At 63.3% G+C, this 19,681-nt stretch carries 20 protein-coding genes and 1 pseudogene; 9 read left to right on the forward strand and 12 right to left on the reverse strand.

Translation table 11 applies throughout. The annotated features are described in order from the left end of the window. Positions 1-99 precede the first annotated feature (99 nt). Together PO883_RS05325 and PO883_RS05330 are read right to left on the reverse strand one after the other, a co-directional pair. Complete coding sequence (locus PO883_RS05325; protein ID WP_289308811.1) at positions 100-1,827, reverse strand: methyl-accepting chemotaxis protein; 1,728 nt, start codon at positions 1,825-1,827, stop codon at positions 100-102. A 58-nt stretch (positions 1,828-1,885) separates the two neighbouring features. Then, a complete protein-coding gene (locus tag PO883_RS05330; protein ID WP_289308812.1) occupies positions 1,886-2,341 on the reverse strand; it encodes a cache domain-containing protein in 456 nt (151 codons plus the stop codon). Positions 2,342-2,582: 241 nt separating this feature from the next. Between PO883_RS05330 and PO883_RS05335 the strand changes: the two genes are divergently transcribed. The 4 genes from PO883_RS05335 (at position 2,583) to PO883_RS05350 (ending at position 8,007) form a co-directional block, all read left to right on the forward strand. Next, complete coding sequence (locus PO883_RS05335; RefSeq protein WP_289308813.1) at positions 2,583-3,983, forward strand: lysine 2,3-aminomutase; 1,401 nt, start codon at positions 2,583-2,585, stop codon at positions 3,981-3,983. Between the two features lie 14 nt (positions 3,984-3,997). Then, positions 3,998-5,284 (forward strand): nitrate/nitrite transporter, encoded by a 1,287-nt coding sequence (locus tag PO883_RS05340; RefSeq protein ID WP_289308814.1) that lies wholly within the window; start codon positions 3,998-4,000, stop codon positions 5,282-5,284. A gap of 70 nt (positions 5,285-5,354) precedes the next feature. Further along, positions 5,355-6,203, forward strand: coding sequence for a fumarylacetoacetate hydrolase family protein (locus PO883_RS05345; RefSeq protein WP_289308815.1), 849 nt, complete (start codon positions 5,355-5,357; stop codon positions 6,201-6,203). Between the two features lie 211 nt (positions 6,204-6,414). Further along, positions 6,415-8,007, forward strand: coding sequence for a hypothetical protein (locus PO883_RS05350; protein ID WP_289308816.1), 1,593 nt, complete (start codon positions 6,415-6,417; stop codon positions 8,005-8,007). Between the two features lie 70 nt (positions 8,008-8,077). Here PO883_RS05350 and PO883_RS05355 read toward each other — a convergent pair whose 3' ends face one another. After that, positions 8,078-9,400, reverse strand: a complete 1,323-nt coding sequence (locus PO883_RS05355; protein ID WP_289308817.1) for an aspartate aminotransferase family protein — start codon at positions 9,398-9,400, stop codon at positions 8,078-8,080. A gap of 132 nt (positions 9,401-9,532) precedes the next feature. Between PO883_RS05355 and PO883_RS34870 the strand changes: the two genes are divergently transcribed. Together PO883_RS34870 and PO883_RS05365 are read left to right on the forward strand one after the other, a co-directional pair. After that, positions 9,533-9,790 carry a hypothetical protein gene (locus PO883_RS34870; protein ID WP_308605743.1) on the forward strand — a complete coding sequence of 86 codons (258 nt, stop codon included), beginning with the start codon at positions 9,533-9,535 and terminating at the stop codon, positions 9,788-9,790. A gap of 313 nt (positions 9,791-10,103) precedes the next feature. Beyond that, positions 10,104-10,559, forward strand: a complete 456-nt coding sequence (locus PO883_RS05365) for a cache domain-containing protein (RefSeq protein WP_289308818.1) — start codon at positions 10,104-10,106, stop codon at positions 10,557-10,559. Positions 10,560-10,604: 45 nt separating this feature from the next. On the opposite strand, the gene PO883_RS05370 is transcribed toward PO883_RS05365, so the two are convergent. Further along, complete coding sequence (locus tag PO883_RS05370; RefSeq protein ID WP_289308819.1) at positions 10,605-11,696, reverse strand: porin; 1,092 nt, start codon at positions 11,694-11,696, stop codon at positions 10,605-10,607. Positions 11,697-11,942: 246 nt separating this feature from the next. On the opposite strand from PO883_RS05370, the gene PO883_RS05375 reads away from it, so the two are divergent. Continuing rightward, a complete protein-coding gene (locus tag PO883_RS05375; protein ID WP_167087533.1) occupies positions 11,943-12,497 on the forward strand; it encodes a carboxymuconolactone decarboxylase family protein in 555 nt (184 codons plus the stop codon). Positions 12,498-12,533: 36 nt separating this feature from the next. Here the strand turns inward: PO883_RS05375 and PO883_RS05380 are convergent, their stop codons facing one another. Then, the gene (locus tag PO883_RS05380) at positions 12,534-12,995 is read right to left on the reverse strand and encodes a hypothetical protein (protein WP_289308820.1); all 462 of its coding nucleotides are present in this window, start codon (positions 12,993-12,995) and stop codon (positions 12,534-12,536) included. A 44-nt stretch (positions 12,996-13,039) separates the two neighbouring features. After that, entirely contained in the window at positions 13,040-13,801 is a 762-nt protein-coding gene (locus PO883_RS05385) for a hypothetical protein (RefSeq protein ID WP_289308821.1), read from the reverse strand. Positions 13,802-14,151: 350 nt separating this feature from the next. Between PO883_RS05385 and PO883_RS05390 the strand changes: the two genes are divergently transcribed. Next, positions 14,152-14,487, forward strand: a complete 336-nt coding sequence (locus PO883_RS05390; protein ID WP_289308822.1) for a hypothetical protein — start codon at positions 14,152-14,154, stop codon at positions 14,485-14,487. On the opposite strand, the gene PO883_RS05395 is transcribed toward PO883_RS05390, so the two are convergent. The 6 genes and pseudogenes from PO883_RS05395 to yjgA all read right to left on the reverse strand — a co-directional run bounded on the left by PO883_RS05395 (position 14,484) and on the right by yjgA (position 18,094). Continuing rightward, complete coding sequence (locus PO883_RS05395) at positions 14,484-14,681, reverse strand: hypothetical protein (protein WP_054268373.1); 198 nt, start codon at positions 14,679-14,681, stop codon at positions 14,484-14,486. The genes PO883_RS05390 and PO883_RS05395 overlap by 4 nt on opposite strands. Before the next feature lie 47 nt (positions 14,682-14,728). Continuing rightward, positions 14,729-15,829, reverse strand: coding sequence for a saccharopine dehydrogenase (locus PO883_RS05400; protein ID WP_289308823.1), 1,101 nt, complete (start codon positions 15,827-15,829; stop codon positions 14,729-14,731). 10 nt (positions 15,830-15,839) lie between these two features. Next, on the reverse strand, positions 15,840-16,106 hold the full coding sequence (locus PO883_RS05405; protein WP_289308824.1) for a hypothetical protein: 267 nt from the start codon (positions 16,104-16,106) through the stop codon (positions 15,840-15,842). Between the two features lie 79 nt (positions 16,107-16,185). Then, positions 16,186-16,854 (reverse strand): alpha/beta hydrolase, encoded by a 669-nt coding sequence (locus PO883_RS05410; protein WP_289308907.1) that lies wholly within the window; start codon positions 16,852-16,854, stop codon positions 16,186-16,188. A gap of 18 nt (positions 16,855-16,872) precedes the next feature. Then, a pseudogene (mog, locus tag PO883_RS05415) lies at positions 16,873-17,502 on the reverse strand (molybdopterin adenylyltransferase); the annotation flags it as partial. Next, positions 17,480-18,094 carry a ribosome biogenesis factor YjgA gene (yjgA, locus tag PO883_RS05420; protein ID WP_167087519.1) on the reverse strand — a complete coding sequence of 205 codons (615 nt, stop codon included), beginning with the start codon at positions 18,092-18,094 and terminating at the stop codon, positions 17,480-17,482. The gene yjgA and the pseudogene mog, both read right to left, overlap by 23 nt. Before the next feature lie 92 nt (positions 18,095-18,186). Here yjgA and pmbA point away from each other — a divergent pair, with 92 nt between their 5' ends. Then, positions 18,187-19,539 (forward strand): metalloprotease PmbA, encoded by a 1,353-nt coding sequence (gene pmbA / locus PO883_RS05425; protein ID WP_289308825.1) that lies wholly within the window; start codon positions 18,187-18,189, stop codon positions 19,537-19,539. The last annotated feature ends 142 nt before the right edge of the window (positions 19,540-19,681 follow it).

A 19,681-nucleotide genomic window follows, 5' to 3' on the forward strand; every position in this document is an offset into this window, starting at 1 on the left:
ACGTTGAGCCGGGCCACGTTGAGCCGGGCCACGCTGGCCGGGCCACGCTGGCCGGGCCACGCTGGCCGGGCCACGCTGGCCGGGGCGCGCCAGCCCGGCTCAGAGCGCGCGCCTTCCCGCTGCCGCGCGTGCCGCCGGCGACAGCCCGCGCGCGCCCACCGCCCGCATCTTGCTCGCCGCCGCGCGCCGCTCGGCCGGCTCGCGGTACTCGGCATCGGGGTCGCCGTGCAGGGCGGCATGCTCGGCATCCTGCGCATCCGCCTGCTCGTCGTGCTCCGGATCGACATCGATCTGGAAGATCGATACCGCCCGCGACAGGTTCACCGTCTGCTCGTGCAAGCTCTCGGCCGCCGCCGCCGCCTGCTCCACCAGCGCCGCGTTCTGCTGGGTCATGGCATCCATTTGCCCGACCGCCATATTGACTTCGGCAATCCCCTCGGCCTGCTCGGAACTGGCCAGGCTGATGCGCTCGATGATCTCGTTGACCTGCTTGACCGAGGCGACGATATTGCCCATGCTGCTGCCCGCCTCGTTGACCGAGGCGCTGCCGCCATCGATGATGGCGACCGAGGCCGCGATCAGGGTCTTGATTTCCTTGGCCGCCGCCGCCGAACGCTGGGCCAGGGTGCGCACTTCGGCTGCCACCACGGCAAAGCCGCGCCCCTGTTCGCCGGCGCGCGCCGCTTCCACCGCCGCGTTCAGCGCCAGGATATTGGTCTGGAAGGAAATGCCGTCGATCACGCCGATGATGTCGACGATCTTGCCCGAGCTGGCCTTGATCTGGGCCATGGTCGTCACCGCCCGTTCGACCGCCTGCCCGCCGCTCGCGGCCAGGGTGGCGGCGCTCGATGCCAAGTCGTTGGCGCGGCGCGCATTGCTGGCGTTTTCCTTCACCGCCAGGGTCAGGGTTTCCATCGCGCTGGCGGTCTGTTCCAGCGAACCGGCCTGCATTTCGGTGCGGCTCGACAAGTCCAGGTTGCCGGTCGCGATTTCCTTGGAGGCGGTGTCGATCGAGTGCACCGAGGTCAGCACGGAGCGCAAGGTCTGGTTCAGGTTGGCGATGGTGTGGTCCAGGGCGCGCGAGGTATCGGCGATTTCATCGCGCCCGCGGTGCGGCGTGCCCACCGTCAGGCGCCCCTCGGCCAGTTCGCCCACCACCTCGGCGATGGCGCGGATATCGGCCAGCATGCCGCGCCGCACCAGCATCGTGGCCAGCAGCGACAGGCCGATCGAGAGCAGCACCAGGGCCGCCATGGCCCCCACCAGCGAGCGGAATTGTTCGCGCGCCTCGGCGTAGGCGCGCTCGGCCATCGTCTGTTCCAGGGTCGCCAGCTGTCCCAGGCTGGCGCTGAGCGCGACGAAGTCCTTTTCCGCCTTTTGCATCGAGTTGGTGGCGATCGACTGGTCCATCTGGGCCATTTCGATGGTTTCCAGCACGCCCTTGCGGTAGGCCGCCAAGGTGACGCCGGCCGCATCGAGCAGCTTTTTCCCGGATGGGTCGGCGATGCGCGCCAGCGCCGTCAGTTGCCCGGCGATGGCGCTGTGCTTGTTGCCGATGTCGGCGGTCAGCGCATCCACCCGCGCCTTGGCGAAGCTGCCGTTGATCCAGGCCAGCAATTGATAGATATTCGCATGCGCATGCTTGGCGTCGCCGGCGACGTCGGCCGCGGCTTTCTGGCGCGTGGCGTGCACCAGCACCATTTTTTCCAGTGAAGCGTTCTGGCGCACCATGCCATACCAGGCGCCCGCAGCCACCAGCATCAGCAAAATCAGCACCAGGGCGGGGGCGAGCAGCAGCTTGGGCCCGATACGCAGTTTGTTCAGCATGCCTTACTCCCGAAAAAACGTTGCACGGACGGCAGATGCCGCCCGTATCGTCCATGTTTTAGTTCTTGTAAATGCCCGCTTCCAGCACCACATCGTCGACCCGCTGGATGTAGGTGGTTTTCGGTTCGATCTTGCCGTTGGTGGGGTTCTTGTACTGGTAGTCGACCCAGCCCTTGCCCTTGGACTGGCCCAGGTTGATGATGTCGCGGCGATATTTCTTGCCGCTCGCATCGGGCACGTCGGTCAAGTCCTTGCCCACGATCGAAGGATTGATCGGGTGCGCCAGCACGATCCCGGTTTGCAGGTCGCGCATGTCGATGTACAGCTCGCCCTGGACGAAATCCTTGTCCTTGGCATTGATGCGCTTGACCATTTCTTCCTTGCCCTTGGCCTTGATCAGGGCGACGCCGCGCTCGACCATGGCGATGGCGTCTTTTTCGGTGGGCTCGGCGGCGCAGGCGGCGCCGGCGGCGAAGGTGAAGCACAGGGCGGTGGCGGTCAGCAGCAATTTCATGGCAAATCCTTTCAGGAAGGGAGGGCTGTTGCTTAGGTGCATTGCGTAATCTACGCCCCCGCCCACGTCGTCGATTGCGCCATGTCAAGGCCTGCGCGATGGATGCGCGCACGCCACACTTCAGGCCGCTTGCGCGGGCACAAGAACACGCGCGCCTCCTGATGTTGATTTACGGCAATTTCATTCCGTAGGGCAAGCATATGATGACTTTCTGCCTTCCCACCCTGTACAGGAGCCCGTCGTGACCGATCTTTCGCCCCCTAAATTCAAGCCCTACACCCGCCAGTCGGTCGCCAATGCGCGCCAGTGGAAATTCATGTCGCCCGAGCTGCAGGAAGCGGTGGAGGTGGTCTCGCGCGTGCTGCCGTTTCGCACCAATGACTATGTGATGGACCAGCTGATCGACTGGAGCAATATTCCGGACGATCCCATCTACCGCCTGGTGTTTCCGCACCGCGACATGCTGCACCCCCAGGAATATGCCCGGCTGCGCGAGCTGGTGCTGTACAAGAAGGATGAGACGGCCATCAACCAGCTGGTGCATACGATCCGGATGCGCATGAACCCCCATCCGGCCGGCCAGATGACCCACAACGTGCCGCGCGTAAACGACGCACCGCTGCGCGGCCTCCAGCACAAGTACAAGGAAACGGTGCTGTTCTTCCCCAGCGCCGGCCAGACTTGCCACGCCTACTGCACCTTTTGCTTCCGCTGGCCGCAGTTCGTTGGCATGGACGACATGAAGTTCGATGCGCGCGAAACGACCGAACTGGTGTCTTACCTGGCCACCCATCCGGACGTGACCGACGTCCTGATCACCGGCGGCGACCCGATGATCATGAATACCCGTTCGCTGGCCGAGTTCATCGAGCCGCTGCTGGCGCCCGAGCTGGCGCACATCCAGAACATCCGCATCGGCACCAAGTCGGTGGCCTACTGGCCGCAGCGCTTCGTCACCGACCGCGATGCCGACGACCTGATGCGTTTATTCGAGAAGGTGGTCGCGTCGGGCAAGAACCTGGCCATCATGGGCCACTACAGCCATGCCGTGGAGTTGCGCAACGAGATGGCGCAAAAAGCGGTCAAGCGCATCGTCTCGACCGGCGCCACCCTGCGCATGCAAGGCCCCCTGATCCGCCATATCAACGAAGACCCCGCCAGCTGGGCCGAGCTGTGGACCACGGGCGTGCGCCTGGGGGCGATTCCCTACTATATGTTCGTCGAGCGCGACACCGGCCCCAGCGAGTATTTTTCGCTGCCGCTGGCGCGCGCCCACGAGATCTTCCAGTCGGCTTACCAGATGGTGTCGGGCTTGTCGCGCACGGTGCGCGGGCCGTCCATGAGCGCTTTCCCGGGCAAGGTGGTGATCGATGGCGTGGTCACCATCAATGGCGAAAAACTGTTCGCCTTGCAATTTTTGCAGGCACGCAATCCGGACTGGGTGCGCAAGCCCTTTTTCGCCAAGTTCGACGAGAAGGCGACCTGGATGGACCACCTGGTGCCGGCTTTCGGGAAGAGCAAGTTCTTTTTCGAGAGCGAGGACGATGGCGCCGGCCATGCGCCGGCCGGCAAGGTGATCCCGATCACGACGGCGCAGCGGGCCAGCGCGGGCGGCTGCGGCAAGCAGACCGACGCCGCCTGAGGCTGGAGAAAAGCATGATGCGATCTGCGCAGCAGCAGCGACTGTCCGGCCTGGCCGTGTTTTTCTCCGTGTTCCTGCCGTTTGCGCTGGGACATTACCTGTCCTCGCTGCTGCGCACCGTCAACGCCGTGCTGGCGCCCAATCTGGTGCAGTCGCTCTCGCTCACCTCCGGGCAGCTGGGGCTGCTCACCAGCGCCTTTTTCTTTTCCTTCGCGCTGGTCCAGCTGCCGGTCGGCATCGCGCTCGACCGCTACGGACCGCGCAAGGTGCAACTGGTGCTGATGCTGCTGGCCGGCAGCGGCGCCCTCATGTTCGCGCATGGCAATAGCTTCGCCGAACTGGTGGTGGCGCGCGCCGTCATCGGCTTCGGGCTGGGCGGTTGCTTCATGTCGGCCGTCAAGTCGATTTCCGGCTGGATCGCACCGGAGCGCCTGCCCTCGGTGCACGGCTACCTGATCGCGGTGGGCGGGCTGGGGGCGGCCTCGGCTACCCTGCCGGTGCGCCTGGCGCTCCAGTTCACCGACTGGCGCGGCCTGTTCGTCCTGCTCGGCGCGCTGGCCGCCTGCATCGGCCTGCTGATCTGGCTGGTGACCCCGCGCGCCGCCAGCGGCGCGCCCAAGGCGCCGGCGCCGACCCTGCAATCGATCCTCGATGTCTACCGCGATCCGGCGTTTCGCAAGACCATTTCGCTCATGCTGGTGCCGCACACCGTATTTTTCGGCCTGCAAGGCTTGTGGATGGGACGCTGGCTGTCCGACGTCGCGCATTTTTCCGATGCCGCCGTGGCGTATTTGCTGTACCTGAGCATGGCCGCCGTGATTTTCGGCGCCATCGCGGTCGGCATGATCACCGAATTGGCCGGGCGGCGCGGGGTCAAGCCGCTCGATGTGGCAGCGGTTGGCGTTGGCCTGTTCGTGCTGGTGCAGATCGGTATCGTGCTCAATTTCAAGCCGGGCTTCCAGACGCTCTCGGTGCTGTTTACCCTGATCGGCACCATCACCGGCATCGAGTATGCGATCGTGGCCCAGAGCATGCCGCCCAGCCTGACCGGGCGCGCCGCCACCTGCCTCAATTTGCTGATCTTCATCGGCGCCTTCGTGGTGCAGGCCGGCTTCGGCCAGGTGCTGGGCTTGTGGCAGGCGAATGTGCTGCACCAGTATCCGGCCAGCGCTTACCAGGCCGCCTTCGGCATCCTGGTGCTGTTGCAGCTACCCGGGCTGGTGCTGTATGTGCGGCGCCGCGGCAGCGTGGCGGCCAGCGCGCGCGCGCAGGGGCACGGGGAGGGCGCGGCGGTGGCCTGAGGGACGGGCCGCCCCGCCTGCGCTACAATCGCGGGCGACTTTACGCCTGTCCCCTTTGAAAGACTACAACATGAAACTGGTTCGTTACGGCCGTCCCGGCAAGGAAAAACCCGGCTTGTTCGATGAAGAAGGCCGCCTGCGCGACCTGTCCGGCGTGGTTGCCGATATCGATGCCTCGCTCCTGTCCGACAAGGCGCTGCGCAAGCTGGCCAAGATCGATTACAAGACCCTGCCGCTGGTGCGCGGCAATCCGCGCCTGGGCGTGCCGCTCAAGGGCGTGGGCAAATTCATCGGCATCGGCCTCAATTACGCCGACCACGCCGCCGAAACCGGCGCCACGCCGCCGCTGGAACCGATCGTGTTCATGAAGGCCATCAGTTGCCTGTCCGGCCCGGACGACCCGGTAATGCTGCCGCAGGGTTCCAAAAAAACCGACTGGGAAGTCGAACTGGGCGTGGTGATCGGCACCCGCGCGCAGTATGTGACGGAAGAAGAGGCGCTCGATTACGTGGCCGGCTACTGCGTCGTCAATGACATCTCGGAGCGCTCCTTCCAGCTCGAACGCGGCCCGCAGTGGGACAAGGGCAAGGGCTGCGACACCTTCGGCCCGGTCGGCCCGTGGCTGGTCACGCGCGATGAAGTGATCGACGTCCAGCGCCTCGACCTGTACCTGGAACTGAACGGCAAGCGCATGCAGACCGGCTGCACCGAGACCATGATCTTTAGCGTGGCCCAGATCGTCAGCTACCTGTCGCGCTTCATGACGCTCGAACCGGGCGACATCATCGCCACCGGCACCCCGCCGGGCGTGGGCATGGCGCGCAGCCCGCGGCGCTTCCTGAAAAAAGGCGACACCTTGCGCCTGGGCATCGCCGGCATCGGCGAGCAGCAGCAGGACGTGATCGCCTGGGCGGGCTGATCGGCGCCACCACGCGCCGGGCGACACGCCAAGGCGGTATTTTTATTGTGCGAATGCATAGCTTGGTTTAAGCATGACTTTTCATTAGATTCTGTTGCGAATATAGGCACACCATGCAGACCAGTACGCCGGGAAACCGGCATGCCGGCCTGCATGGCCCTGTTTGCGCCATGCGGCTCCCTCTCCTTTCAATCGACAGAAGAAAGAGACCATGACCAGCTATCGCACCCCTCTCCTGCTTGCCCTGGCAAGCTGGGCGGCAACCTTGCCCGTCGCCGCACAGACCATTCCCAACGGCAGCTATCAACTTTCCTGCAACAATATTTTTGTCATCGGCGACCTGCTCAGGGCCAATTGTAAAAGACTCAGCGGGGCCCAGCAGGTCACCACCATGGACAAGGTCGATGCCTGCCTGAACGCGACCCGCCAGTACGGCGACATCGGCAATATCGACGGCAACCTGGTGTGCCTGCCCGACTTGCCGCGTCCCAACCTGGCGTTTGTGTTTCCCAAGCCCGAGACCCAGCTGAACCAATGGATTTTCGGTGCTAACGAGAGCCAGATCCAGCAGCACGCCTGGGGACTGTGGGCCGGGCTGACCCAGCCGGTCGGCACGATCGACGGCGCGCTGGTGCGCGCGTTCGAGACCTGGACCTCGCCGTCGAACATCATCTTCCGCAGCGCGCCCGAGCGCCAGCGCGAAGAGGGCAAGCGCGGCCCGTTTCCGCGTCCCACGCTGGACCTGCACCTGCCGCGCCAGTTCCAGCATGGCCACCGGCGGCCGCTCAAGAATGCCACGGCAGGCACGCTTGACGCCACGTCCAAGGAGGCCCGGCCCGACACGGAAATCCTGGTGTCGGTGGCGTACAACCCGCCGGCCGCGCAACATGCGATCAGCAACCGCCTGTTTTATGAAAGCACGCTCAAGCAGCTGATGGCGAACGGCTACAGCGAGCTGCCGAATTTTCCAGCAAATGCGATCGCGATCAAGCCGGTCTTCAAGATTATTCCCAAGAACGTGGCGCGCGGCATCTACAGCTTTCCGGGCTGGCCCGGGCCCGCTGCCGCCAAGCCGGACAGCGGCTTTGGCGAAGCGGACTGGAACAGCTGCGTGTACGTGGATGTCAACCGGCCGAGCGGCATCGGCGGCAACAGCAACGATGCCGGCTGCAATAACCGCACCCCCGCCAACACCTTCTATCTGAGCGACTTCATCCATAGCCGGATCAGCGCCGACAATGCGGCCTTGCTGTCGGCCCGCCTCAACCAGCCGGTCAGGGCCGGCGACATCGCGATCCTGGTCGGCATGCACGTCACCACGCGCGAAAACAAGATGTGGACCTGGCAAACCTTCTGGTGGTCGGCCAATGCCGACCGTCCATTCGCGCCCAGTTCGTCCGCCATCGCCGGCGCGCGGCCGATCGCGAACCTGGACGGCGCGGCGCGCCACTATGCGATGGCGCTGGCGTATTCCACCGTCTCGCCGGCGCAGCCTATCACCGGCGGCAAGAATGTCGGGACGCCGGTGTATGGCTACAACCCGTATCTGGAAGCCGGTTTCGGGCCGGAGGTGTTTGCCGGCATCAGCCGCCCGATCAATGGCGCGATCAACGCCAACACCGGAATGCAGTCGAACTGCATGACCTGCCACAACATGGCGGCCTACGTGCCGGCGCCGAAACCCGTCATGCCGTACGCCAGCGATTTTTACATGAGCATCACCGACCCGCTGTTCGACGGCACGCTGCGTTCCGACTTTTCGTGGACCATCGTCGACATGATCGTCAAGACGCCGGCCAACTAGGCTGGCCGGCAAGGGGGCGGCGCCGTAGCGGACGCCGTAGCGGACGCCGTAGCGGACGCCGGCTGCCGCTTCAGTCGAGGGCGGCGGCGATGGCGTCCGACAGGCGCGACACGATCTCCGACAGGTCCGCTTCGGTCGCGATGAATGGCGGCGCCAGCAGGATATGGTCACCGTGCACGCCATCGATGGTGCCGCCCATCGGGTACACCATCAGGCCATTCGCCATGGCCTTGTTCTTGACCGAGGCGTGCAGCTTGCGCGCCGGGTCGAACGGCTGCTTGCTGTCGCGCTCCTTGACCAGTTCGAGCGCCAGCAGCAGGCCGCGGCCGCGGATGTCGCCCACGTTCGGATGCGCGCCGAATTCGGCCTGCAGCATGCGCCGCAGCGATTCGCCGCGCAGGCGCACCGCCGCCAGCAGGTCGTCGCGCTCGATCACCTTTTGCACCGCCAGCGCGGCGGCGGCGGCCACCGGATGGCCGATGTAGGTATGCCCGTGCTGGAATGCGCCGCTGCCCTTGCGCAGCTGGTCGACCAGGGCGCGCTGGGCCAGCACCGCGCCGATCGGCTGGTAGCCGGCCCCCAGTCCCTTGGCGATGGTGATGATGTCGGGCGCGACCCCATCCTGCTCGATCGAATACATGGTGCCGGTGCGGCCCATGCCGCACATGACTTCATCGGCGATGAACAGGATGCCGTAGCGGTCGCACAGGCTGCGCACGCCACGGAAGTAGCCGGGCGTGGGCGGAATCGCGCCGCCGGTCGCGCCCACCACCGGCTCGGCCACGAAGGCGATGATGGTGTGCGGGCCGGCCGCGTGGATCTGTTCGTCGAGTTCGCGCAGCAGGGCGCTGGTGTACTGGTCCTGGGTCTGGTCCGGCAGGCGGTCGCGGTATTCGTAGCAGGGCGCCACGCGCGTCACGTCGATCAGCAGGGGCGCGAAATGGCGCCGCCGCCACTCGTTGCCGCCCACGGCCAGCGCGCCCAGCGTGTTGCCGTGGTAGCTCTGGCGGCGCCCGATGAATTTGGTGCGCTGGGTCTGGCCGGTTTCGACAAAATACTGGCGCGCCAGCTTCATCGCCGTTTCCATCGCTTCCGAGCCGCCCGAGACGAGGTACACTTGGCTCAAGCCTTCCGGCGCGCCGGCGGTGAGGCGGTCGGCCAGTTCCTCGGCCACGTCGGTGGTGAAGAAGGCGGTGTGGGCGTAGGCGTTGCGGTCGATCTGGCGGTGCATCGCGCTCAGGATATCCGGATGGCCGTGGCCGAGCGAGGACACCGCCGCGCCGCCGCAGGCATCGATGTAGGTCTTCCCCTCGCTGTCGCGCACCAGCATTCCCTGGGCGCTGACGGCAACCGGCGGGGTTTGCCGGAGATTGCGGTGCATCATGTGACTCATGGCTTCCTCGTCGCTGAAATGGTTGATGCTTGACAATAAGCTGAGAACGGCGCGATTCTTTTGATTTATCCCCGGGGCTGTGCGAATATTTTTACCCACGGCAATAAATGCAACAGAGAAAAGGCAAGCACCATGATCGACCGACTCGGGCCGATGGCTGCGGAACAATTAACGGCCGCGCAGCAAGCGGCGGCGCAGGCCATCATCGACGGCCCGCGCGGGGCGCTGTACGGGCCGTTCGTGCCACTGCTGCGCAGTCCGGAGCTGATAATAGACGGGCCATCAATACATGATTTACTTGGCGACCATCGCTCCCAGTCCAAGCGCAAGGAGGTCTACTCAGGTAACGGCTTGGCAGGCGACACTGGGACAGCCGTCCGCGCCGCATGAATCGTCGTCGCCAGAAAGGTGTAGTAGCCGTTGATGCCTGCCAGGTCAATGACGCCCTGCCCGCCGACGCGTTTCAGCGCCGCCAACTAGGTGCGCCACCAGCTCGCTATTGAGCGTGACGGCGAAAGGCACCAGGCCCAGGGCTTGGTCGCGGCGGCGCTGCTGTCATTGGGTAAGGGATTGCTGTCGTACCGGACGGACAAATCGCTGTTGCCCGTCGTTTTAAGTAAAAAAAGCTGCTAATATTAATGAGAACCTGCAAGGTTCACCGGGCCAGAATCGGGCTCCATGACGCCAAACCGGAGGGGACATTATGAAGATTTTTTTCAAAGCGTTAGCGATGTTTGTTCTTGCCATCGGCATGCAAGCCGGCGCCGCCGCGGAAGAGAAACGCACGCCGGAGGAAGCAATCGCCATGGTAAAAAAAAGGGTTGCGTATTACAAGGAAGTGGGCCGTGAAAAAGCTATAGCCGCATTCAATGACCCCAAAGGGAAGTTCGTCGACGGCAGCCTGTATATCTTTGCCTACGACATGAAGGGCATCAACCTGGCCAGCCCCAATCCAAAAATTATTGGCCGCAATATGTATGAAGTGAAAGACCAGAATGGTGTGCGCACCGTCAAGAGCTACATCGACGTGGCACAACAGAAAGGCAGCGGCTGGGTCGATTTCGTCTGGCCCCATCCGCAAACGGGAGCGCTGCAACCGAAGTCGGCCTATATTGAAAAGGTCGACGATATCCTGATCGCTTGCGGCATCTACAAGTAAGGCAATCCCAGCACGGCGGTCCCCACGCCGTGCTCCAAACCCAACTCAGAACCGGTGGCGTACCCCGGCCGCGAAGCTGCGGGCACGCGACGATGCGGTGATCTTGTCGGACATGAAGATCGTGTATAAGTCGGTGCGCTTGGACAGGTTGTGGTCGTACCCAACACTGAGCGTATCGCGTTTGAGGTCTGCCGCGAGCAAGTTGCCGCCACGTTCGGTATTGGCATAGCCGACCAGGATGGCGCCGCTGGCGGTCGGCACGCTTGCCCCCAAGGTAAATGTCTTGTCGTCCATCTCGCGGGCGGCGGCGGCATCGTCATTGTTTTTTCGGTAAGTGACGAATGCCTTAAGCACCGAAAAATCGTAGCGTGCACCCAGGTAGAAGCCGGTTTGCTTTTCAATGCTGCTGTAATCGTTTGGCGCTTTGGTGGCGTCGAGGATCGGCAGGCCCCCATTCGGATTACTCACCCGCACGGTATGGTAGACCGCGGTCAAGCCGAGCGGACCATTATTGTAGTAAGCGTTGACTGCGACGTTCTTGTTGCTGCTCTTGCCGGCTTGCTCGCCCGGCGCATAATAGAAATTGAACTGGAAGTTATTCACCACCGGCGTGGAATACTGGATCTGGTTGCTCCAGCCGCTATCGCCAGCCGTGGTGGCGACCCATTTGCGCGCACCGACAGTTCCGGCCGGCACGTAGGTGTGCAGGATCAGCGGGGAAAACTGGAAGGAATCGCCGAAGGGGTTAAATAGCACGGCAGGCAGGAAACTCGGCGCGCTGGTGCGCCCCACCGTGATTTTTCCGAAACTGCCCGACAGCGCGAGGAAGGCGTCGCGCGAGAACAGGTTGTCGCCGCCGAAGCGTCCCGAGGCGCCGGTGTCGGCAAGGAAGAAGCCGTTGAGCATAAACTCGGCTTTCAGGCCGCCGCCCAGATCCTCGACGCCGCGAAAGCCAAACCACGAGGTCGACATGCCGCCATTTTGCACCACCGTGCGGCGTGCAGGTTCACCGCTATACTGCAACGATCCAACATACTGATCGACCAATCCACCGATTGTTACCGACGACTGGGCAGATGCCCCGCCTGCCGCCAACATCAGAATACCGCCCCATACCGCCTTTGCCGTTTTCGACATCTCAATATCTCCTCAGTATTTTTGTCATCGAGATCCATTGCACTTGGAAGCTGGTGGTCCGGCAGCGAGGTGTTCGGCCGGAGCCACTGAGTCCAGTATAGCGTCGTCATGAACACACATTTTCGGGGGCCATGAAATTTTTTCATGAATCTGCACACCTCGAAAAAGCAAAACAAAGTACGATGAATTTAAAATCAATTTTGCTATGCATTTGCGAAATATTTCCGCCTTTGGGAACATTCTTTGATGAGAGAAAGACTAGGCCCCATCCCCTTCGAGCAGCTCGCGCCGCAGCAGCAGGCCGTCGCCCAAGCCATCATCGACGGCCCGCGCGGGGCGCTGTACGGGCCGTTCGTGCCGCTGCTGCGCAGCCCGGAGCTGATGGAAAGCGCGCAGCGCATGGGCGAGTACCTGCGCTACCGCAGCGCGATCGGCACGCGCCTGTCGGAAATCGCGATTCTGGTGACGGCGCGCGAGTGGGACCAGCAGGTCGAGTGGGCGATCCACGCGCCGATTGCCGAGCGCAGCGGCATCGAGCCGGGCATCGTCGCGGCCATTGCGCAGCGCCGCAAGTCGCCTGCGATGCTGGTCGATGAAGCGCTGGTCTACGATTTTTGCGTGGAGCTGCACAGGAGCAAGCGGGTCAGCGATGTGACGTATGCCAACGCGCTGGCGCTGTTCGGCGAAAAAGGTGTGGTCGATTTGATGGGGATCAATGGGTACTACACGTTCCTGGCGATGGTGATGAACGCGGCGCAGACGCCGGCGCCGGTATCGACGGCGGCGCCATTGCCGGAGTAGTGGCGGTCACGCCGGTCAAGGTGGCAGGAGGCGGACTCAGGTACCGTCGTCGGCGAATTCCCGAAGCACGGTGATGGAAAACGCTGACTCGCCGAACTGCACTTTCTGTTGTTCGGGATTCAAAGGTTTGCCCCTCAGGGTTAAATGAACTCTTCCGCCCACCGGAAGAATTTCCCGGTCGTCAGGTATTGCGGTGGCAGCGATTTCTTTCCGCAGCGTGGCCGCTGCACGCTTGTAAGCAACAAGCTCGTCTGTTTGCTTGACGCCGTCGTCGGCAATCTCTCGAAGCACGCTGTCGGAAAACTCTGATTTTCCGAACAGGGCGAAGGCCTGCTCAGAGGTCAGCGGCCTGCAGCGCGGGAAGTGAAAGACGCCGTTCACCGGAAGAATTTCGTTCTCGTCGCGGACAGCTGTGGCAGCGATTTTTTTTCGCAGTTCGTCCGATGCACGCCTGTACTCGGCGAGCTGTTCTGCTTGCGCTTTGGTAAGTGGTTTCATGGCGTTCACCTCAAGTAGGATTGCTTTGGTGATTGCAACGGTGGCTAAAAATCCGCCAGGGTCGTCCAAAGGTAGTTTATCAAAGTCGACCACGATCGACTGGTCGGGCTTACATCAAACTGCATCGGACGCCCACTGCCGCAGGCGTCCCACCACGCCGGGGTGCATGCGACGACTTCCTGTACCGTGCGCAACCCATGCATTGACACAACGGGATGCCTGCTCATTTCGGCGGCGTTCACAGGCGCGTCGAAACCGAATTTAGGCCAAACGCGATATCCGATATACGCGTCGGGATCGTTCTGGTGCAGAGGTCCCCGTCCTGCGGCGTAAAGCTGGATATGATCGAAGCCGAGACGGTAGGCGGTGACCGCCATCATGCCAAACGCAACGGTGCAAAGTCTGGCTGGTGCATCCGGGCGCAGCATCATCCTGCCGATATGCAAAGCGGCGCACCAAACGCCAGGCGTTTTTTCCAAGGAGAAGATAACGACACTGTTTTGCTCACCGTCCGGGACGAAGGAATTGACGAAATGGATCTTCGTGCCCGCCGGTGCGTTGCCATCCTCGTTCACTTTGAGTACCCTTACCGTTGACCTGTCCGGTATCATAAAAAGGTGCGCGCTCGTTTCGGTATTCAGTCTGACTGGCTTGCGACCTTTTAGTTCCAGCCAAACGCCATCGAAACTGTTCCCCAGCCAGTCATGCAGTTCGCCCCGGAAGTAACTCCGTGCGATGTCGTGGTCGAGCAAAAGCGATTCGATTTTTCGTATATCGTGCTCGTCGCATCGGAGGTCGATGGTCATGATCCGGGACGTCGGAGTTGGCAACGTTGTAAAGTACTTTGCGGTGGAGACTGCCTGCGGTGGGCAGTGAGCGTGCAGACAGCGTACGCGGCATCGTTACGCGGGCACAGGCCGCTCCGACCTTAAGTGACGACGACTGTGTACGTCTCAACGATTGCTCCGGAATATTGAACTTTTGCAGCCCCGGTGGCCGAAAGAACGAGGTAGATGAAATTCGATCGTGTATTGACCGTCAACGTTTTTTACGACGGCAATTTGCTCGGCATCGCCGAGCTGGACGGCGTTCCGCATATTTATGCGAACGGGTATATATGTATGGCCTGGAAGACCGTGACGAGGAAATTTATTACTTGTCACCGATTGCGCCTGAGCTGCTGGCCCTGGTGATGGAAGACTGGGCCATCTGGGTGCGCTATCTCGCGGCCAGCGGAACCCCGGAAGCGGCCGATGCAAGGCATCCGGCGCTGGCGCGCGATCGCGCAAGGCATGACGCGCTGGAACTGGCCATCGGCGACAAGCTGGCGACCGACCCCGACAACCGAAAGCGCTTCAAGGCCGCGTTCTGGCCGCCAGCGTCGCCGCCCGACCCGCACGCCTTGTGGGACGGCCAGCGCGTCCAGTGGCGGCCGGTGCGCCGCACCGGCCGCGATGCACCGGCCGCGCCGGATGAGGTAGCGCCGCGTTAAGCGAGCGCTTCCTTCGCCGCTTCTTCCGGCGTCAAGCCATCGTAGAACTGGTCGGTAAACCACTCGACCTGTTCCTCGATATGGTCTTGCGCCTGCTTCTGGGTTGCGCCGCCGGCCACCAGGAAGCCTTCCACCTCGATGCACCAATGGATCAGCGCCAGGGTTTCTTCGTCGAGTTCTTCTTTCTTGGCCATGGTGTTACCTCTTTCAGCGTTGTTGTCCAAGGACGGATGATAACCGATCACTCGCCGAGGTCGGTCACCATGCCCCACTTGCCAAACTCCGGTTCGAACTCCGCCAGGGTCAGCTGCCCGACGCTGGTAAACGCGCCGATCCGGTCCAGGGTACCCGCCGCCAGCCGGCGCGCCAGCAGGACGGCGGCCATGCACGGAATTTCCGGGCCATGATCGTGATCGGCGGCGATGTGCCAGGCGCGCTGCGCGCTCTTGCCATTGGCGTCGAGGCCGCGCACCCGCACCACCATCCCGCCCAGCGACGAGCCGAGGAAATTCAAGCCGTCGGCGGCGCGGTTGAGCAGGCCGGCCAGGCGTTCCGGACGGGGCACCAGCCCAATGCGGCGCAAGCCCGCCAGCAGTGCCATGCCGCGCTGGCTCACGCCAATTTCGAGCGCGGCGCGGAACATCACCGACTGCACGCCCGCATAATGGGCCGGGAACAGTTCAAGGTCGGGAATGTCGCACAGCGATGCCAGGCGCGGGCGCAGGCGCGCGTACGCCACCGTTTTGGGAGCCGCCCAGCCCAGCTGGGTGACCCAGCGGCCATCCTGCCACACCTGGATCGGGGCGCCGCAGTAGCTCAGCACCGCCGCCATGGTCGCCACCCCGCGCGGCGCGGTCTGGGCCGGCGCGATGCACATGTCGATGGAGGAAATAGTGCGCCAGCCCGCCGTCAAATGGTCGACCACGGCCGACGACATGGCCGGCACGCTGCTCGCGCCCGTGATGGCGATGCGCTGTTGCTGGCGGAAGGCGCCGTCCAGCGCGGCCGGAAAGTCGCACACGAAGCGGCGCCCGTCGGCCAGGTCGATATAGTGGGCGCCAGCGGCCGCCGTGGCCAGCGCGGTGCGGTAGTCCTGCTGCTGGAAAGGTCCTGCGGTGTGGATGACGAGTTCGGCGCCGAGGGCGCGCAGCGCCTGTGCCAGGTGGGGATCGTGGATATCGATGCGCGCCGCGCCGGTGCCGTGCCCGCAGGCGCCGGCCAGGGCGCTGGCCTTGTCCAGGTCGCGCCCGGCGACGATCAGTTCGATGCCGGGGCCAGGCGCCAGGGCGCGGCAGATGCGGGCGCCGAAGTTACCGTACCCGCCGAGAACGACGGTTTTCACCTTGGGTCGATCAGGCCGCGAGGCCCTTGGCCAGCAGTTCGGCAACGACTTCGTTGAGGTCGGCGTTGCCTTCCTTGGCCAGGGTTTGCAGTTGCAGCACCAGGTCGCTGTTGAGTTTGACGGCGAACGGGACCAGGCCCAGGGCCTGGTCGCGCTTGCGCTGTTCGCGGCGGTCGACGGCGGCGTTATCGGCGTTGCCGAAGCCGGCTGCGCCAGGGGCGACCATCTTGCCCATCAATTTTTTGGCGTCACTCTTTGCCATGCCGGTTTTTTTCATTGTCTGCCTTTGCTATCAAAGAACGCATTCTACGCTCTCTGGGGCAGACGGACTCACTTGCACGGCTTGGCAGTTTGAATCAGGCCAGGACTTTCTTGAGCCAGACGCCGATATCGTCGATTTCTTCCTGGCACAGCGAGTGCTGCATCGTGTAATCGTGCCATTCAAGCTGGTATCCCAGCGACTTGAGCAGGTCGCGTGAAGCGATCGCACGGGCGATCGGAATCACGCCGTCGTGCTGCCCGTGCACCTGGAAAATCGGGGTGCCCAGGCTGGCTTCCGAGCGCTCGGCGGCGATCTTGTCGGCCAGCGGCACATAACCGGACAAACACATCAGTCCGGCCAGCTTTTCCGGATGGCGCAAGCCGGTCTGCAAGGTCATCGCGCAACCCTGCGAGAAGCCCGCCAGGATGATGCGCGAGGCGGGAATGCCACGCGCCTTTTCGCGCGCGATCAGGGCTTCGACCTGCAATTGCGAGGCGCGCAGGCCGGCTTCATCTTCGCGCCGGCCGATGTCGGCGTTGACGATGTCGTACCACGAGCGCATCACGTAGCCGCCGTTGACCGTCACCGGCATCGTGTTGGCGTGCGGGAAGACGAAGCGGATGCCGGGCAAGCCTTTCAAGTCGAGCTCGCTTACCAGCGGCACGAAGTCATTGCCGTCCGCGCCCAGGCCGTGCATCCAGATGATCGCCACCGTCGGGTTCGGGGCGGTTTCGATTTCGATGTTGTCTAACAGTTTGCTCATGCGTTCATTTTCGGTAGGCGGCGCGGGACGCTGCGCCGATTTCGGCCGGAATGCCTTGCATACGGCCGGGTTGGTTTCCATATACGGACCGCCGATCAGGTCGACGCAGTAGGGCACGGCCGCGAAAATGCCGCCGACCAGTTGCTTGCCGTCTGCATCTTTAAGACCTTCGAGGGTTTCCCTGATCGCCTTCGGCTGGCCGGGCAGGTTCATCACCAGCGCGGCGTGGCCGTCGATCTCGCGGATCACCGCAGTCTGGCGCGACAAAATCGCGGTCGGCACGAATTGCAGGCTGATCTGGCGCATCTGCTCGCCGAAACCGGGCATTTCCTTGGTGCCGATGGCGACCGTGGCCTCGGGCGTGACGTCACGCCGCGAAGGGCCGGTGCCGCCCGTGGTCAGCACCAGGTGGCAGCGCGCCACGTCGACCAGTTCGACCAGGGTCGCTTCGATGCGTGCCCGTTCGTCGGGAATCAGGCGCGTTTCGATGCGGTAAGGGGTGGTGAGGGCGCTGGCGAGCCAGTCGGCCAGCGCCGGCAAGCCCTTGTCTTCGTACACGCCGCCGCTGGCGCGGTCCGAGACCGACACCAGGCCGATCACCAGTTCATCCGCCAACTGCGTGGCATTACTCGTCGTCGGACTCGTCATCGATCGGCTCGCCGTCTTCGTCCTCGTCCGCAGGCTTGGCCGCGGCCTTGCCCTTCTTGTTGATGTCCTTGAGGATCTGGAAGATCTCGCGGTAGGCCTTGGGTGGCTTGTTCTCGGCCTGTTCCTTGCGCGCGTTGCGGATCAGGGTGCGCAAGTGCTGCACATCGAGTTCCGGGTTTTCTTCGAGCAACACGGTCAGGGCCTTGTCGTCGGCCAGCAGCTTTTCGCGGCGGCGTTCGAGCGCGTGCAGGGCGGCGGTGTCGGCCTTGGACATGCCTTTCCAGCTATCGATGGTGCGCTGGATGACGGCCACTTCTTCCTCGTCGAGGGTGCGCATCTTCTTGCCGACGAATTGCATCTGGCGACGCCGTCCCTCGTGGTTGGTGATCAGCTGGCAAGCCAGGATCGCATCGCGCACGTCTTCGGGCATGGGAACGCGCTTGACGCGGTCGCGCGCTTCGGCGACCAGTTCTTCGCCGAGCTTTTGCAGCTCGCTCATCTGGCGCTTGAGTTCGGACTTGGAAGGGCGTTCGTATTCTTGCTCGAACTCGGACGATTGGAAGCCGCAGGCGCCCCGGTTTGGATTTGGCATGATATGGTTCCGATAGGCGTAAAGCCGATCAGTAAAAACTGTAAACGACTGCTATCATACCCGTTTAACCGGACAGCCGAAGAAAACACCACATGAACGACTCCGTCTTTATCCACACCCAGGATCAGCTGCAGCAGCTGGCGCGCGACGTTTTGGCCTTTGCCAAGGAGATGGGCGGCACCGATGCAGCCGTCGACATCAGCGAGGGAAGCGGTCTGTCAGTGTCGGTCCGGCGTGGCAAAATCGAGACGATCGAGCAGAATAAAGACAAGGGCATGGGCGTGACCGTGTATATCGGTCAAAAACGCGGCAATGCCAGCACCTCCGACTTTTCCCCGGCAGCGCTGCGCGCCACGGTGGATGCGGCCTACAACATCGCCCGTTTCACGGCCGATGACGACTGCGCCGGCCTGGCCGATGCCGACATGCTTGAAATGAAGCCGCGCGACCTGCGCCTGTGCTATCCGTGGATGATCTCCACCGAAGAAGCGGTGGTGCTGGCGCAGCGCGCCGAAGCGGCCGCGTTCGACGTCGATGCGCGCATCACCAACAGCGAAGGCGCCAGCGTGCACGTGCAGCAATCGCACTTCGTGTCGGCCAATTCGCGCGGTTTCGCGGGCGGCTATCCGTTTTCGCGCCACACCCTGTCGGTGGCGCCGATCGCCGGCAAGGGCGCCAGGATGCAGCGCGACGACTGGTACACCTCGGTGCGCGATCCGAACAAGATGGCCCAGCCGGAGGCGGTCGGGCGCTACGCCGCCGAACGCGCCCTGGCGCGCCTGAACGCGCGCAAGCTCGATACGCGCACCTGCCCGGTGCTGTTCGAGGCGCCGCTGGCGGCCGGCCTGCTGGGCGCCTTCGTGCAAGCCACCTCGGGCGGCGCGCTGTACCGCAAGTCGACCTTCCTGCTCGATTCGCTGGGACAGCCGGTGTTCCCTTCGCATATCCAGATCCTGGAAGACCCGCACGTGATCGGCGCGGTCGGCTCGGCCCCGTTCGATGAAGAAGGCGTGCGCACCGTGCGCCGCAATGTGGTCAAGGATGGCGTGGTGCAGGGGTATTTCCTGTCCTCGTACTCGGCGCGCAAGCTGGGCATGAAAACCACGGGCAATGCGGGCGGTTCGCACAACCTCACCATGAGCTCGACCCAGACCAAACGCGGCGACGACTTCGCCGGCATGATCAAGAAAATGGGGCGCGGCCTGCTGGTCACTGAACTGATGGGCCAGGGCACCAACTACGTGACCGGCGACTATTCGCGCGGCGCCTCCGGTTTCTGGGTCGAGAATGGCGTGATCCAGTATCCGGTCGAGGAAATCACGATCGCCGGCAACATGAAGGATATCTTCCAGCAGATCGTTGCCATCGGCAATGACACTCTCATCCGTGGAAACAAGCAGACCGGATCGATCCTGATCGAAAACATGGTCGTGGCCGGCAGCTGATCGCCGCTGACGCCTTTGCGCGTGTGCACCTTGTGTCCACGCGAAACACCCCTCCCCATCCTGTAAGACTGCTGTAAGATAAATTGCATTGCATGCTTGCCTAGACGCAAATACACTAGCCTTAGCACCATGACACTGGTGG

Origin of the sequence: Massilia sp. DJPM01 (assembly GCF_030348125.1) — a bacterium.
Taxonomy (GTDB): Bacteria; Pseudomonadota; Gammaproteobacteria; order Burkholderiales; family Burkholderiaceae_D; genus Telluria_A; species Telluria_A frigida.

Excerpts from the sequence above, each read along its gene's own strand:
- PO883_RS05325 (WP_289308811.1), bottom strand. The coding sequence starts at position 1,827 with ATGCTGAACAAACTGCGTATCGGGCCCAAGCTGCTGCTCGCCCCCGCC.
- PO883_RS05330 (WP_289308812.1), bottom strand. The coding sequence starts at position 2,341 with ATGAAATTGCTGCTGACCGCCACCGCCCTGTGCTTCACCTTCGCCGCC.
- PO883_RS05340 (WP_289308814.1), top strand. The coding sequence starts at position 3,998 with ATGATGCGATCTGCGCAGCAGCAGCGACTGTCCGGCCTGGCCGTGTTT.
- PO883_RS05345 (WP_289308815.1), top strand. The coding sequence starts at position 5,355 with ATGAAACTGGTTCGTTACGGCCGTCCCGGCAAGGAAAAACCCGGCTTG.
- PO883_RS05350 (WP_289308816.1), top strand. The coding sequence starts at position 6,415 with ATGACCAGCTATCGCACCCCTCTCCTGCTTGCCCTGGCAAGCTGGGCG.
- PO883_RS05355 (WP_289308817.1), bottom strand. The coding sequence starts at position 9,400 with ATGAGTCACATGATGCACCGCAATCTCCGGCAAACCCCGCCGGTTGCC.
- PO883_RS34870 (WP_308605743.1), top strand. The coding sequence starts at position 9,533 with ATGATCGACCGACTCGGGCCGATGGCTGCGGAACAATTAACGGCCGCG.
- PO883_RS05365 (WP_289308818.1), top strand. The coding sequence starts at position 10,104 with ATGAAGATTTTTTTCAAAGCGTTAGCGATGTTTGTTCTTGCCATCGGC.
- PO883_RS05370 (WP_289308819.1), bottom strand. The coding sequence starts at position 11,696 with ATGTCGAAAACGGCAAAGGCGGTATGGGGCGGTATTCTGATGTTGGCG.
- PO883_RS05375 (WP_167087533.1), top strand. The coding sequence starts at position 11,943 with ATGAGAGAAAGACTAGGCCCCATCCCCTTCGAGCAGCTCGCGCCGCAG.
- PO883_RS05380 (WP_289308820.1), bottom strand. The coding sequence starts at position 12,995 with ATGAAACCACTTACCAAAGCGCAAGCAGAACAGCTCGCCGAGTACAGG.
- PO883_RS05385 (WP_289308821.1), bottom strand. The coding sequence starts at position 13,801 with ATGACCATCGACCTCCGATGCGACGAGCACGATATACGAAAAATCGAA.
- PO883_RS05395 (WP_054268373.1), bottom strand. The coding sequence starts at position 14,681 with ATGGCCAAGAAAGAAGAACTCGACGAAGAAACCCTGGCGCTGATCCAT.
- PO883_RS05405 (WP_289308824.1), bottom strand. The coding sequence starts at position 16,106 with ATGAAAAAAACCGGCATGGCAAAGAGTGACGCCAAAAAATTGATGGGC.
- PO883_RS05410 (WP_289308907.1), bottom strand. The coding sequence starts at position 16,854 with ATGAGCAAACTGTTAGACAACATCGAAATCGAAACCGCCCCGAACCCG.
- yjgA (WP_167087519.1), bottom strand. The coding sequence starts at position 18,094 with ATGCCAAATCCAAACCGGGGCGCCTGCGGCTTCCAATCGTCCGAGTTC.
- pmbA (WP_289308825.1), top strand. The coding sequence starts at position 18,187 with ATGAACGACTCCGTCTTTATCCACACCCAGGATCAGCTGCAGCAGCTG.